Raw genomic sequence first — 12,670 nt, 5'->3', positions numbered from 1 at the left:
GCCGTGGCGGCCGTGTTCTCAACTCTGGTCAGCGACCGCGGTCACCGTGCCCGCGCCCACCGTGCGGCCGCCCTCGCGGATCGCGAAGCCCAGGCCGGACTCCAGCGGCAGCGCGTGCCCGAGCTCGATGTCCATGGTGACGGTGTCACCGGGCCGGGCCACGCCCATCACGCCGAGGTCGACATCGCCGACCACATCGGCCGTGCGGATGTAGAACTGCGGACGGTAGCCGGTGGACAGCGGTGTGCGCCGGCCGCCCTCCGCCGCCGACAGCACATACACCCGCGCGGTGAAGCGCCGCCGGGGCACCACGCTGCCGGGGGCGGCGACCACATGGCCGCGGCGCACCGCGTCCCGCGCGACGCCGCGCAGAAGCAGGGCCACGTTGTCCCCGGCCTCGGCGAACTCCATCGGCTTGCCGAACGTCTCGACGCCCGTGACCACCGTGGTGGTGTCGGCGCCGAGCACCTCCACGCGGTCGCCGACGCGGACCGTGCCGCGCTCGACGGCGCCGGTGACGACCGTGCCGCGCCCGGTGATGGTCAGGACGTTCTCCACCGGGAGCAGGAACGGGGCGTCGGTGTAGCGCACCGGCATCGGCACATAGGTGTCGACCGCGTCGAGCAGGGCCTCGATGGAGCCGGTCCAGCGCGGGTCCCCGGCCAGCGCGCGCAGCCCGGAGACCCGTACGACGGGGGTGGTCTCGCCGGGGTAGCCGTGCGCGGACAGCAGCTCGCGCACCTCCAGCTCGACCAGGTCGGTGAGTTCGGAGTCGCCCGCGTCGGCCTTGTTGAGGGCGACCACGATGTGGTCGACGCCGACCTGACGGGCGAGCAGCACATGCTCGGCGGTCTGCGGCATGACGCCGTCGAGCGCCGAGACGACCAGGATCGCGCCGTCGAGCTGGGCCGCACCCGTCACCATGTTCTTGATGAAGTCGGCGTGGCCGGGCATGTCGACGTGCGCGTAGTGGCGCGTGTCCGTCTCGTACTCGACGTGCGCGATGTTGATGGTGATGCCGCGCGCCGCCTCCTCCGGAGCGCGGTCGATGCGGTCGAAGGGGACGTAGGTGCCGCCGGCGCCGCGCTCGCTGAGGACCTTGGTGATGGCGGCGGTCAACGTGGTCTTGCCGTGGTCGACATGGCCGATGGTGCCGATGTTCAGATGCGGCTTGGTGCGCAGATAGGCCTGCTTGGACATGGATCCGTTCCTCCTCGGAACAGCGACGCTGAAAGGAGGACCCCAGGGCCGGACCGACCCTCCCCTGGCGGGGTCCCGTCGGAGGTGTCCGAGGAGGGTCAGAGTCGGGCGCCGTCGACGCAGGCGGACGCGCATGCGGCGATCGGAGGTGCGACCTGAAGGACGGCAGCCTTCGGCGCGTCCGCGACTGCGGACGTCGTCACGAGGAAGGACTGCCGGAACATACCGCTGATCGTCGCGTATCGCGGGGCGCCCGTCGAATGGTTTTTCCTCGCCTGGTTCTTCGTCGCCGGGCCCGGCGACGAACGGCGGCCGACCGTCTGGTGGACGGCCGCGGAGCCGCCCAAGGACCGCTTCGGATACGCTCCTTCGATGCTGGATGTCGCCGCCCCGCCCGCCACACCGGCCGAGCGCCGCGCCCGTGCGCTGCTCTCGCCGCGGCTGCGCCTGTGCCTGCTGGTGGTGTTGCTGGCGGGCGCCGCCGGCGCGGTCTGGGCGTGGCAGCCGCACCGGCTGCTGGCCGAGGGGTGGCCGCCGCAGCTGTCCGGCGGCACGGCCGCGGTGATCTTCGCGCTCGCGTACGGGGGGTGTGCCGCGGCCCTGGTGCCGCGGCCGCTGCTGAACCTGGCGGCGGGCGCGCTGTTCGGGGCCTCGGCCGGGCTGGCCGCCGCGGTGGCCGGGACGGTGCTCGGCGCCGGGATCTCCTTCGGTCTGGGCAGGCTGCTGGGCCAGGACGCGCTGCGGCCGCTGCTGCGCGCCCGCTGGCTGGTGGCGGCCGACCGGCAGCTGAGCCGGCACGGTTTCCGGTCCATGCTGGCGATCCGGCTGTTCCCGGGCGTACCGTTCGCCGCCGCGAACTACTGCGCCGCCGTGTCACGGATGGGCTGGGTCCCGTTCCTGCTGGCGACCGCCCTCGGCAGTGTGCCGAACACCGCCGCGTACGCGGTGGCGGGCAGCCGTGCCACCACCCCGACCTCGCCGGTGTTCCTGGCCGCGCTGGCCTGTATCGCGGTGCCCGCGCTCGTGGGATGCGCCATGGCCTGGCGCAGGCGGGGCCGGCTGGGCGGCACACGCGAAACGGTTCAGGACACCGCCCGCGCCGAGCCGACACCGGCCGAACCGGGTCCGTCCATGGCCGGAAGGCAAGGGCCTTAGTAGGCCTCTTACCCGGGGACGGTACGCTGCCCCGACGACCGGCGCTGATCCACAGCGGCCGGTCCTCCCCGTCGGCCACCCCGCCTGACCCGCCGCTGCGCCGGTCAGTGCATGATCAGGCTTTGGATAGTAGACGCGATGTCGTGGTTCGAATCATTCATTCTCGGACTGGTCCAGGGGCTGACCGAGTTCCTGCCGATCTCCTCCAGCGCCCATCTGCGGCTCACCGCCGCCTTCGCGGGGTGGAGCGACCCCGGGCCCGCCTTCACGGCCATCACCCAGATCGGCACCGAGCTCGCCGTGCTGATCTACTTCCGCAAGGACATCACCAACATCGTCTCGGCGTGGTTCCGCTCACTCTTCAACAAGGAGTGGCGCGGCCATCATGACGCCCAGATGGGGTGGCTGGTGATCGTCGGCTCGATACCCATCGGCCTGCTCGGCGTGACCCTCAAGGACCAGATCGAGGGCCCGTTCCGTGATCTGCGGCTCACCGCCACCATGCTGGTGGTGATGGGCCTCATCCTGGGCTTCGCCGACTGGCGGGCGGCCCGCGACGAGAAGGGCGGCAAGCACCGCGCCCCCGTACAGCGCAAGACACTGCGCGAACTCGGCATCAAGGACGGTCTGATCTTCGGCTTCTGCCAGGCGATGGCGCTGGTGCCGGGCGTGTCCCGCTCCGGCGCGACGATCAGCGGCGGTCTGCTGATGGGCTACACCCGCGAGGCCGCGGCCCGTTACTCGTTCCTGCTCGCGGTGCCCGCGGTGCTGGCCTCCGGAGCGTACGAGCTGAAGGACGCCTCGGACGGCCACACGGCGTGGGGCCCGACGATCTTCGCGACGGTTGTCGCTTTTATTGTGGGATACGCCGTTATCGCATGGTTCATGAAGTTCATCACCACCAAGAGCTTCATGCCGTTTGTGATCTACCGGGTGCTGCTGGGCATTGTGGTGTTCGCGCTCGTCGCGCTCGGCGTGCTGAGCGCGCACGCGGCCGAGTCCGCGGGCTGAGCGTTTGGGGGGGTGGGCCGCCGGCCGAGGAGGGAGGGGTCCGGCGGCCCCTTCGCCCAGGTCTGGCGCACCTGAGCGGGCTGTACGAAGACTCAACCACCGTGCCGCGGGGCGCGGGAGGGTGTGCGGTAGATATATGCATGCACTCTGATCACACGGGGTGTGAACTCATCACACTCCGTGCGAGCCCTACCCGACGCTCCGCGCCGCCCCGATCACCCGGACCAGCTCGGTCAGCGAGTCGACGCGCCAGTCCGCCAAGGCCGCGTCGGCCGAGTTCGCCCACAGACACCCCCACGGTCCGCGCCTCAGATGCGCCGCCCGCAGCCCGGCGGCCTTGGCGGGGCGGACATCGAGCGCCGGGTAGTCGCCCACGTACACGGTCTCGTGGGGCGCGGCCCGGGCCAGCTCCACGACACGGCCGAAGAAGCGGGGATCGGGCTTGGCGACGCCCCACCGGGCCGAGGTCGCGACCTCGGCCACCGGCAGCTCCAGCGCGCGCAGCAGCTCACCCGCGCGCTCCGTCTGGTTCCCGGCCACGGCGACCCGGACCCCGAGCGCCCGCAGCGCGTGCAGCGCCGGCCGTACGTCCGGATACAGGTCCGCCTCCTCCAGGCGCTCCCCCCGCCCGGCCGCCTCGCGCGCCCGCCACTCGGCGCGGATGTCCGCCCCCGGCCGCACGAGCCGGATCGCCTCCACGTCCTCCCGCCCCTGCGCGACCACCGCCCCGACCAGCGCGGACAACGTATGCCGGGGAACCCCCAGCCAGTCGGCCCACGACGCCCAGTACCGGTCCTCACGTACCAGAGTCGAGCCGATGTCGAAGACGATCGCCGCCGGCGCGGACCCCGCCCTACGAACCACTCAGCCCGGCGCCGCCCGCGCCGCCGTCCCAGTCCGCGTACCGGATCCGGGGCCGCTCCAACACCTCGCCGAGCGTCGCCCACTCGTCCTTGCCCAGCCGGGCCAGCGGACGCAGCCTGGTCACCTCGGGGTGGCCGCCGTCCATGACGTGCTCATCGACGGCGGCGTGCACCACCCGGCCGAACACCACGGTGGAGTCCCCGAGCCGCACCGTGCTGTGCAGCTCGCACTCCAGCGCGACCGACGAGGCCGCCACCCGCGGCGGCTTCACCCGCAGACTCGGCTCCCGCGCGATGCCCACCGCCTCGAACTCCCCGACCTCGGGCGGAAAGTCCGTCGCCGTCTCGTTGATCTGCTCAAACAGCTGCTCGGGCGCGAAGTTCACCACGAACTCCCCGGTCTCCTCCACATTGCGCAGCGAGTCCTTGCGCCCCACGGAGGTGAACTGCACGATCGGCGGGGCCACACAGGCGACCGTGAAGAAGGAGTGCGGCGCCAGATTGCAGGTCCCGGCGGCCGAGACGGTGGACACCCAGGCGATCGGCCGGGGGACTACCACGGAGGTCAGCAGCTTGTAGAAGGGAGTGCGACCTACAGCCTCGGGATCGAATTCAATACGCATACCGCCCAGTATCCGCACATACGGCGGCCCATCCCAAGGGCGGCTCGCGGTCTCATCCGTCCCGTGGGAAAAGGGGCGCCTCTAGAGGGTCCACGTCCCGATGCGTTCCGTGTCGAGCCCTGTGCGGTCCATCTGCCACGTCACGCTCGTGATCTTCGCACTCTTCGGCACCTCGAAGATCACCCAGCCGGTGGCCCGTTCCCCCTGCGAGAGAGTCATCGTGATGCTCAGGGACTCGCCGACGGTGGGATCCCCGGGTTTGCCGTTGTGTGCCGTTCCGGCCGTGTCGACGACCGTCGGAGGGGTGTACGGGGCGTCGCTGTAGGTGGCCTTGCCGGTGCTCACGATCGTGAACTCCGCTGCGACCAGGCGGTTTCCGTCGGCGGCCTCGAAGTAGGCGACCTGGGACTTCGCGTTGTCCACGAACTTGTTCAGCGTGATGTCGGCCGTGGGCGCGGTCGTTTCACCCAGGCCCACGATTCCTACGAGCGAGAGGGTGTCGCCGAGCTTGCCGGCCGTCGAGCTCGCCTGGCTTGGCGCGGCCTCCGGCGACTTCTCACCGCCGGGTTCGGCGGCGGCGCTGGAGTGGGTGCCCTTCTTCGTCGTCCCGGCCTTGTCGCCGTCCCCGTCCGACCCATTACAAGCGGTGAGAGCGGCGGTGAGTGCGACGACCGCCGCGGCGGCAGCGATGGAACGGTGCATGGAATCCCCCGTACATTCCGTGAAATCAGATCGGTGGCGACATCCGCACATCCTTGTACACCACGGTGTGCCTGGGATGTTCGTTCTGTAACTGAACGGTGCCAAACCGGGGTGGGGCGCGAGAGCCGTGCGGCCCCGCGCCCCGGATCGGTCACTTATTGGTCTTGGGCAGGCCCGGCGGGTTGATCTCCGACTTCTCGACGGCCTCGCTCGACAGGCCCCAGCGCTTCAGCACCTTCGCGTAGGTGCCGTTGTCGATGATCTCGTTGATCGCCGAGTTCAACGCCTTGACCAGTCCGTTGTCCTTCTTGGTGGTGGCCGCGATCAGGCCCTGGAGGGTGTCCCCGGCGCCGGAGTAGGTGCCGACGATCTCGGTCTGCCGGGCGGAGGCCACATGGTAGGCGGCGGTCGGGTTGGGGCCCAGGAAGAGCTCGATCCGGCCGGAGGCGAGCGCGAGGTAGGTGTCGCTCTGGTTCTGGTAATACTTGATCTTCACCGGCTCACGGCCGGCCTTCACGTTCTCCTCGCTCCACTCGACCAGCAGCTTCTCCTGGTTGGTGCCGGTGTCCACCGCTACGGTTCTACCCGCCACGTCCTTGGGCCCGGTGACCTTCAGGCCGCTGCCCTTCTTCGTCTCGAAGGCCAGGTCGTCCTTGCGGTAGCTGGCGAAGTCGTACTTCTCCTTGCGCTCCTCGGTGTCGGTGATGTTGCTGAAGCCGACGTCGTACTTGCCGCTGTCCAGGCCGACGAAGATGTTCTCCCACGAGACGGTGTTGATGTGCGGCTCGAGGCCCAGCACATCGGCCACCAGGTAGGCGAGGTCGGGCTCCACTCCGATGATCGTCTTGTTGTCGGTGGCGTAGAAGGTCAGCGGTGCGGCGGAGTCGGAGGAGTCGACGATCTCCAGGGTGCCTCTCTTGCGTATCTCCGCGGGCACCTGTGCGGCGATGGAGTCCACCTTGGGGGTGGTGATGCGTTTCTGGTCCGCACTCAGGTTGATCTTCGTACGGCTGCCGTCCTTGGCCGCGACCTCGGTCGTGCCGCCGTCCGAGGGGTTGCCGCAGGCGGCGAGGAGGAGCGCCGCGGCGAGTGAGAGGGCAGCGGTGGCGAAGCGGCGGGTGGGCATGGTGGATCTCCTTGCTCTACGAACACGGGGATGCGGGCGAAGGCCAGGGCCGGGGCCGGGGCCGGTCACAGGACCTTGGAGAGGAAGGCGCGGGTGCGCTCGTGGCGCGGGGCGTCGAGTACGGCCGCGGGCGGACCCTGCTCCACGACGACGCCGCCGTCCATGAACACCACCGTGTCGGCGACCTCGCGGGCGAAGCCGATCTCATGGGTCACGACGATCATGGTGGTGCCGGTCCGTGCCAGGTCCTTGATCACATCCAGGACCTCGCCGACCAGTTCCGGGTCGAGCGCCGAGGTGGGCTCGTCGAACAGCAGCACCTTGGGTTCCAGGGCCAGCGCGCGGGCGATGGCCACCCGCTGCTGCTGACCACCGGACAACTGCCGGGGATACGCGGCTGCCTTGTCGGCGAGCCCGACCCGCTCCAGCAGCCGCGCGGCACTCGCCACGGCCTCCTTGCGCGGGCGGCGGAGCGCGGCGATGGGCGCCTCGATCAGGTTCTCCTCCACGGTGAGGTGCGGGAAGAGATTGAAGTCCTGGAAGACGAACCCGATATGGGTGCGCTGCCGCAGAACGTCCCGCTCCTTCAGCTCGTACAGCCGGTTTCCCGATCTGCGGTAGCCGATCAGCTCGCCGTCGATGCTGATCCAGCCGCGGTTGACCTTCTCCAGGTGGTTGATGGTGCGCAGCAGCGTGGACTTCCCGGATCCGGACGGGCCGAGGACCACGGTGACCTCACCGGTGCGCACCTGGAGGTCCACGCCGCGCAACACCTCCAGCGGCCCGAAGCTCTTGTGGACCCCGCGCACCTCCACCATCACCTCACCCATGACCGCCTCCCAGGGGTGCGCTCGGCACCCCGGGCGAAGTGGCGCTCGACGTAGTACTGGGCGACCGAGAGCACGGAGGTCAGGAACACGTACCAGGCGGTGGCGACCATCAGCAGCGGAATCACCATGCCGTTGCGCCCGTAGATGACCTTGACCTGGTAGAAGAGCTCGCCGATGGCCATCACGTAGACCACCGAGGTGCCCTTGAGGAGACTGATGATCTCGCTGCCCGCGGTGGGCAGGATGGCCCGCATGGCCTGCGGCAGGACGATCCGCCGGATCTGCCGCAGCCTGGGGATGCCGAGCGCCGCCGCGGCCTCCAGCTGGCCCCGGTCGACCGAGAGGACACCGCCGCGGACGATCTCCGCGCAGTACGCCGCCTGGTGGAGCGTCAGGCCGATGAGGGCCGCGCCGATGGTGCCGATCAGGTCGTTGCTGCTGACGGACCAGAACACCGGGCCGAAGGGGATGCCGATGCCCAACTCCCGGTACAGGGCACCCAGGTTGAACCAGAAGACCAGCTGGACGATCATCGGGATGGAGCGGAAGATCCAGACGTAGGTCCAGGCCACGGTCCGCAGCACGGGGCTGGCCGACAGCCGCATGAACGCCAGCACCGTGCCGAGGGCGAAGCCGAGCAGCATCGAGTAGGCGGTCAGCTGGAGCGTCACCCCGACGGCGGTGACGATGGTCTCGGACAGCACGTATTCGCTGAAGACCCGCCACTGCCAGACGGGGTTGGTGACCAGCCCGTGGAGGAACTGGGCCGTGAGGACCAGGACGGCGAGGGCCGCGGCCCAGCGGGCGTAGTGGCGGGTGGGCACGACCTTGAGCGAGGCCAGGTCGTCATGGCCGGTGCGGGCCTGGTCGGTGAGGTGCTTTTCGAACGGGAGCGGGCCGATGGTCTCCGGGTCGGCCTCGGTGTCGAACAGCGGGGTGTAGCCGGTGGCCAGATACAGCCCGCGGGCCTCGGGCTGACGCGGCCCGGTGGTCAGAAAGATCCGCCGGTAGCCCCGGGCGCCCGCCTCGCGTTCCAACTCGGCCACGACCCGGCGGGCGAGGCCGCGCCGTCGATGCCCGGAGTGCGTCCAGATCCGCTTCAGCTCGGCCGTGTTCTCGTCGTACCGGCGGAAGGCGCCGCCCGCGACGGGTTCGCCGTGCTCCAGCAACAGCAGCAGCACCCCACCGCGCTCCGTGGTGAACTCCTCGTCGGGGTAGCGGGCGAGTTCGGCGTGGGCGTCCTTGCCGTAGCGGGCCGAGTACTCCTCGCCCAGCTCGCGCAGCAACGGCCGCACACGCGGGTCGGACACCGGGGCCTGGACGACCGTCAGCTCGGGCGGTTTCAGCCGGGAGGGCGGCGGTTGCGCGACGGAGGTCATCCGTGCTCCCGGGCCGGACTGGGACTTTCCACGGGCATGGGAGTGGCCTTTCGGGGAGGTGGGCGCGGAGCGGGCGCGGGGAGAACACATGGGTGACCCGGGCGCGGCGGCGCCAACGTGGCCGCGGCGCGCGCGTACGGGGTCAAGGCGCCGTCCGGCCGCGAGTCAGTGCTCGTCCACGGGAACAGCGCGCGATGCGAAGGCTCGGACCGCGACGGTCACGAGCGGAGGTGGACCGCTTCGGCGGTCCGTTGCCGAGTCAGGCGCAACAGGTGGCGGACCACACCCGACCGAAGTCGATGTGGTCGCGGGTGACCAAACGCTGCTGGGCAGTCATGGCCATCATTCAGCAGGAGATCGCGCGCCACGTCAACCGCCGGTCGCATACTGGACCGTCGGCGAAGGCGTCGGCGGGTGCCGGTGCCATGAGCCGCCGTCAACTGGCTCCTTGACGGCCCCGCGGAGCGCCACGACACTGTTGGCGACGGCTTCGCGACGCGCGAGCCTCGATGATGGGACCGGTGGAAATGCCCTGGACTGTCGGCATGAGCGGGGAAGCCCGGCGGCTTCTCCAGTCGACGCTCCCGCTCCGCCCTCGCTCCCTCACCCGGCGGCTGCACATCGACCTGCTGCGCGTCTGCGCCGCCTGAGTCCGACCGCCTGACCGGGACCGGTCGACGACGACCGGTCATCGAGCCCCGGCCGGATCGCGGCCTGATCGCGGCCCCATGGTCGCCCCGGACACCGGGCCTTCCCTCCCTCCCGCTCCTTCCCGCCCAGCCATTTCGCACGTGGAGAGCCATGCCCGAGACGATTCCGCGCAGTTCAGGACCGGCGGCGCTGCTCGACCCCCGCCCCGGCCACAGCTTCCGCAGCCGCATCGGCGTCGATGTCGCCGGCGGCTTCTACCCGGCGCCGCACCGCTATCAGGTGTTCCTCTCCCAGGGCTGTCCGCGCTCACTGCGCGTCTCGATCACCCTGGACCTGCTCCGGCTCCGCGACTCGCTCACCACCGTCTGCCTCCCGTCCCCGACCGCCGCCCAGGGCCTGCGCGAGGCCTACGAGGCCACCTGGCACCGCTACGACGGCCCGCTGACCGCGCCCGCGCTGTGCGACCGCTGGAGCGGGCGTGTCGTCAGCAACCACACGCCCGACATCCTCCGCGACATCGCCGACCACTTGAGTACGCCGGGCCACGGCCATCTCCCCCGGCTGCGCCCGCCGGCCCTCGCCGCGGAGATCGAGGCCCTCGGGGAGCTCATCGAGACACGGATCACGCGGGCCGACCGCCCCGCGACGTCGCTCGCGGCGCTCGATCTGCTCGACCGTCGGCTGGGGCCCGGACCGTATGTCCTGGGCGAGGAGTTGACCGCGGCGGATGTGGATCTGTGGGTGGCGCTGGTCCACTCCGACGCCGCGCCGCTCGTCCCCCGGTACGACCGGCTGCACGCCTACGTACGCCGCCTGGCCGGCCACCCGGCCTTCCCGAAGGGAGTCAGCGGCTGCGGGTACGCGGGGAGCGGTACTGCTCGTCGGTGACGTGCTCGAGCCAGGTGGTCTCGGGCCGGTCGTCGTCGGGTGCGCCGCCTTCCCACAGAGCGAGGTGCTGCATGAAGCGGTCCTCGGTGGCGCCGTGCCAGTGCTCTTCGCCGGGCGGGCAGGTGACGGTCTCGCCGGGGTGGGCCTCGTAGACGGTGCCGTCGCGGGTGCCGATCAGGGCGATCCCGGCCACGACGTGGAGGGTCTGGCCGACGACGTGATGGTGCCAGGCGGTGCGGGCGCCGGGGGCGAAGCGCACCATATTGGCGCGCAGTCGGGAAGGCTCGGTGCCGGCCTGGATGACGTCGAACCAGACGTCGCCGTTGAACCAGTTGGCGGGGCCCTTGCCGGTGGGTCGCGGCTTGACGAACTCCATGGGTGCTCCTTGCTGTGATGCGGGTCGTACGGGTCGTGCGGGGCGCGAGGTCTGGTCAGCGGTCGGCCGGGGCCGTGGCGTCGACGGCGGCCAGGGCGTTGAGGGTCCGGGGGTAGCCGATGAACGGCAGCAGGCCGGTCAGGACGGCGATCAGGGTGGAACGGGGGTTGCCGACGTGGAGGTTGGCCGCGACATGTCCCTTCACCTGTGCGTCCGCTCCCCCGAGCGCGGCGAGCATCGAGAAGGTGAGCAGCTCACGCGTGGGCACGTCGATGCCGGTGCGGGTGTAGTGGTCGCCGAAGCAGTTCCCGCTCAGGAACCGCTGGATGTGCTGCTCGTCGGCCGGGGCGTTCGCGTACATGGCGTCCACGGCCCGGTCGCCGACGATTCTCTTCTGCGCCGCCAGGCCCTGCTCCATCCGGGTATCCGGGCTGGTGGTGGACTGGCCCTCGAGAGGCAGCTCGATGCCGCGGTCGGTCAGGACGTCGTTGGTGGCGTGCAGGAAGTCGAAGACGCGGGCCATCCCGGCGTACGGGACCGCCTGGTACACGATCTCCTTGGTCTCCACCGGCGTGACGTCGGCGGTGAGCGCGGCGCCGAGCATCACCCGGTACTCGGCCACCGCGCCGACGGCGATCATCGCCGCGAGTTGCGTCATCAGCCGGGTGCGCTCGTCGACGTCGCCGGTGTGGCGCAGGACCTCGTCGAAGGCGAAGTTGTCGAAGTACTCGATCAGCTCCGGATCCGTGACGGCGAGCGTGGAGATGTGGCCGGGGAAGAGCCGCTCGTGCGCGGCTGTAGCGGCGGCGTTGGGCTTGCGGGCGGTCACGGGCGCACCAGCACCTTCAGCCGGCTGCGCTCGTCCATGGCCCGGTAGGCGTCGGCGACCTCGTCCAGGGCGACCTCGGCGTCGAAGACCCTGCCCGGGTCGATGCGACCGGCGAGCACATCCGCGATGGCGGGTTCGAGGTAGGCGCGCACCGGAGCAGGTCCGCCGGCCAGCTGGGCGTTCTTCCCGAACAGCGACCCGAAGCCGACCGGGGCCTCCTCGTACTGCGGGACGCCGACGCGGGAGATGATCCCGCCGGGGCGGACGACGCCGTAGGCCTGTTCGTAGGCGGGCATCAGGCCGACGGCCTCCAGCACGACGTGGGAGCCCTCGCCGCCGGTCATGTCCATCACCTCGGCGATACCCTCCTCGCCACGCTCGGCGACGACATCGGTGGCGCCCCACTCCCGGCCGAGGTCGGTGCGGGAGGTGTGGCGGCCCATGAGGATGATCTTCTCGGCGCCCATGCGCCGGGAGGCCAGCACCGCGGACAGGCCAACGGCGCCGTCGCCGATCACGGTTACGGTCTTGCCGGGTTCGACCCGGCCCATGTGGGCGGCGTGGTAGCCGGTGAGGTAGACGTCGCTCAGGGCGAGCAGCGACGGCAGCAGCGCCGTGTCGACGTCGGTGGGGATCTTCACCAGGGTGCCCTCGGCCTGGGGTACGCGCACGGCCTCGGCCTGCGCGCCCCCGACACCGCCGGCGCCGTACCAGCCGCCGTGCGGGCAGGCGGTCTGGAAGCCGTCCCGGCAGATCGGACAGGTGTTGTCGGCGAACGCGAACGGGGAGACCACGAAGTCACCACGCTTGAGACCGTGCACCTCGGAGCCGGTCTCCTCGACGACGCCGAGGAATTCGTGCCCCATCGGCACGCCCTCGTCGGTCTTGTCCATGGAGTGGTAGGGGTGCAGGTCGGAGCCGCAGACACAGGCCAGGGTGATGCGGACGACCGCGTCCGTCGGCTCGACGATCCGGGGGTCGGGCACGTTCTCGACCCGCACGTCTCGGGGCCCGTACATGAAGGTGGCACGCATGGA

13 protein-coding genes and 1 pseudogene are annotated in these 12,670 nt (G+C 70.7%); 3 read left to right on the top strand and 11 right to left on the bottom strand.

The window, feature by feature from the left end:
- Positions 1–18: 18 nt before the first annotated feature.
- Positions 19–1,200 carry an elongation factor Tu gene (tuf, locus tag ACZ4WQ_RS30160; RefSeq protein WP_468022582.1) on the bottom strand — a complete coding sequence of 394 codons (1,182 nt, stop codon included), beginning with the start codon at positions 1,198–1,200 and terminating at the stop codon, positions 19–21.
- Between the two features lie 372 nt (positions 1,201–1,572).
- Here tuf and ACZ4WQ_RS30155 point away from each other — a divergent pair, with 372 nt between their 5' ends.
- Positions 1,573–2,355: a TVP38/TMEM64 family protein gene (locus ACZ4WQ_RS30155; RefSeq protein ID WP_468022581.1), complete on the top strand. Its 783-nt coding sequence runs from the start codon at positions 1,573–1,575 to the stop codon at positions 2,353–2,355.
- A gap of 138 nt (positions 2,356–2,493) precedes the next feature.
- Positions 2,494–3,366, top strand: coding sequence for an undecaprenyl-diphosphate phosphatase (locus ACZ4WQ_RS30150; protein ID WP_311729527.1), 873 nt, complete (start codon positions 2,494–2,496; stop codon positions 3,364–3,366).
- Positions 3,367–3,555: 189 nt separating this feature from the next.
- Here the strand turns inward: ACZ4WQ_RS30150 and ACZ4WQ_RS30145 are convergent, their stop codons facing one another.
- From ACZ4WQ_RS30145 to ACZ4WQ_RS30115, 7 genes and pseudogenes are all read right to left on the bottom strand, one after another.
- Positions 3,556–4,230, bottom strand: coding sequence for an HAD family hydrolase (locus tag ACZ4WQ_RS30145; RefSeq protein WP_468022580.1), 675 nt, complete (start codon positions 4,228–4,230; stop codon positions 3,556–3,558).
- Positions 4,220–4,852, bottom strand: a complete 633-nt coding sequence (locus tag ACZ4WQ_RS30140; RefSeq protein ID WP_311729529.1) for a flavin reductase family protein — start codon at positions 4,850–4,852, stop codon at positions 4,220–4,222. The genes ACZ4WQ_RS30145 and ACZ4WQ_RS30140 overlap by 11 nt, the downstream gene beginning before the upstream one ends.
- Positions 4,853–4,933: 81 nt before the next feature.
- A complete protein-coding gene (locus tag ACZ4WQ_RS30135) occupies positions 4,934–5,554 on the bottom strand; it encodes a DUF4352 domain-containing protein (protein ID WP_468022579.1) in 621 nt (206 codons plus the stop codon).
- 151 nt (positions 5,555–5,705) lie between these two features.
- Complete coding sequence (locus tag ACZ4WQ_RS30130; protein ID WP_398373139.1) at positions 5,706–6,680, bottom strand: ABC transporter substrate-binding protein; 975 nt, start codon at positions 6,678–6,680, stop codon at positions 5,706–5,708.
- A 65-nt stretch (positions 6,681–6,745) separates the two neighbouring features.
- Positions 6,746–7,510, bottom strand: a complete 765-nt coding sequence (locus ACZ4WQ_RS30125) for an amino acid ABC transporter ATP-binding protein (RefSeq protein ID WP_358847995.1) — start codon at positions 7,508–7,510, stop codon at positions 6,746–6,748.
- The gene (locus tag ACZ4WQ_RS30120; protein WP_449658056.1) at positions 7,498–8,412 is read right to left on the bottom strand and encodes an amino acid ABC transporter permease; all 915 of its coding nucleotides are present in this window, start codon (positions 8,410–8,412) and stop codon (positions 7,498–7,500) included. Before ACZ4WQ_RS30120 ends, ACZ4WQ_RS30125 begins: the two co-directional genes overlap by 13 nt.
- A 36-nt stretch (positions 8,413–8,448) precedes the next feature.
- A pseudogene (locus tag ACZ4WQ_RS30115) lies at positions 8,449–8,889 on the bottom strand (GNAT family N-acetyltransferase); the annotation flags it as partial.
- Positions 8,890–9,690: 801 nt separating this feature from the next.
- Between ACZ4WQ_RS30115 and ACZ4WQ_RS30110 the strand changes: the two are divergent.
- A complete protein-coding gene (locus ACZ4WQ_RS30110) occupies positions 9,691–10,428 on the top strand; it encodes a glutathione S-transferase C-terminal domain-containing protein (protein WP_468022578.1) in 738 nt (245 codons plus the stop codon).
- On the opposite strand, the gene ACZ4WQ_RS30105 is transcribed toward ACZ4WQ_RS30110, so the two are convergent.
- Genes ACZ4WQ_RS30105 through ACZ4WQ_RS30095 form a run of 3 tightly spaced genes read right to left on the bottom strand, consistent with a single transcriptional unit; the run spans position 10,385 to position 12,667 of the window.
- On the bottom strand, positions 10,385–10,804 hold the full coding sequence (locus ACZ4WQ_RS30105; protein ID WP_311729534.1) for a (R)-mandelonitrile lyase: 420 nt from the start codon (positions 10,802–10,804) through the stop codon (positions 10,385–10,387). The two genes, ACZ4WQ_RS30110 and ACZ4WQ_RS30105, sit on opposite strands and share 44 nt — an antisense overlap.
- Before the next feature lie 55 nt (positions 10,805–10,859).
- Entirely contained in the window at positions 10,860–11,633 is a 774-nt protein-coding gene (locus ACZ4WQ_RS30100) for a carboxymuconolactone decarboxylase family protein (RefSeq protein ID WP_468022577.1), read from the bottom strand.
- The gene (locus ACZ4WQ_RS30095) at positions 11,630–12,667 is read right to left on the bottom strand and encodes an alcohol dehydrogenase catalytic domain-containing protein (RefSeq protein ID WP_385346262.1); all 1,038 of its coding nucleotides are present in this window, start codon (positions 12,665–12,667) and stop codon (positions 11,630–11,632) included. The genes ACZ4WQ_RS30100 and ACZ4WQ_RS30095 overlap by 4 nt, the downstream gene beginning before the upstream one ends.
- Positions 12,668–12,670: the final 3 nt, after the last annotated feature.

Source organism: Streptomyces sp. NPDC028305, assembly GCF_055569495.1.
This window is presented reverse-complemented; position numbering and strand designations above follow the sequence as displayed.

What these genes read in the sequence shown, in the direction of transcription:
- ACZ4WQ_RS30135 (WP_468022579.1), bottom strand. Translation starts at nt 5,554, where the DNA reads ATGCACCGTTCCATCGCTGCCGCCGCGGCGGTCGTCGCACTCACCGCC.
- ACZ4WQ_RS30095 (WP_385346262.1), bottom strand. Translation starts at nt 12,667, where the DNA reads ATGCGTGCCACCTTCATGTACGGGCCCCGAGACGTGCGGGTCGAGAAC.
- ACZ4WQ_RS30110 (WP_468022578.1), top strand. Translation starts at nt 9,691, where the DNA reads ATGCCCGAGACGATTCCGCGCAGTTCAGGACCGGCGGCGCTGCTCGAC.
- ACZ4WQ_RS30125 (WP_358847995.1), bottom strand. Translation starts at nt 7,510, where the DNA reads ATGGGTGAGGTGATGGTGGAGGTGCGCGGGGTCCACAAGAGCTTCGGG.
- tuf (WP_468022582.1), bottom strand. Translation starts at nt 1,200, where the DNA reads ATGTCCAAGCAGGCCTATCTGCGCACCAAGCCGCATCTGAACATCGGC.
- ACZ4WQ_RS30130 (WP_398373139.1), bottom strand. Translation starts at nt 6,680, where the DNA reads ATGCCCACCCGCCGCTTCGCCACCGCTGCCCTCTCACTCGCCGCGGCG.
- ACZ4WQ_RS30150 (WP_311729527.1), top strand. Translation starts at nt 2,494, where the DNA reads ATGTCGTGGTTCGAATCATTCATTCTCGGACTGGTCCAGGGGCTGACC.
- ACZ4WQ_RS30155 (WP_468022581.1), top strand. Translation starts at nt 1,573, where the DNA reads ATGCTGGATGTCGCCGCCCCGCCCGCCACACCGGCCGAGCGCCGCGCC.
- ACZ4WQ_RS30105 (WP_311729534.1), bottom strand. Translation starts at nt 10,804, where the DNA reads ATGGAGTTCGTCAAGCCGCGACCCACCGGCAAGGGCCCCGCCAACTGG.
- ACZ4WQ_RS30140 (WP_311729529.1), bottom strand. Translation starts at nt 4,852, where the DNA reads ATGCGTATTGAATTCGATCCCGAGGCTGTAGGTCGCACTCCCTTCTAC.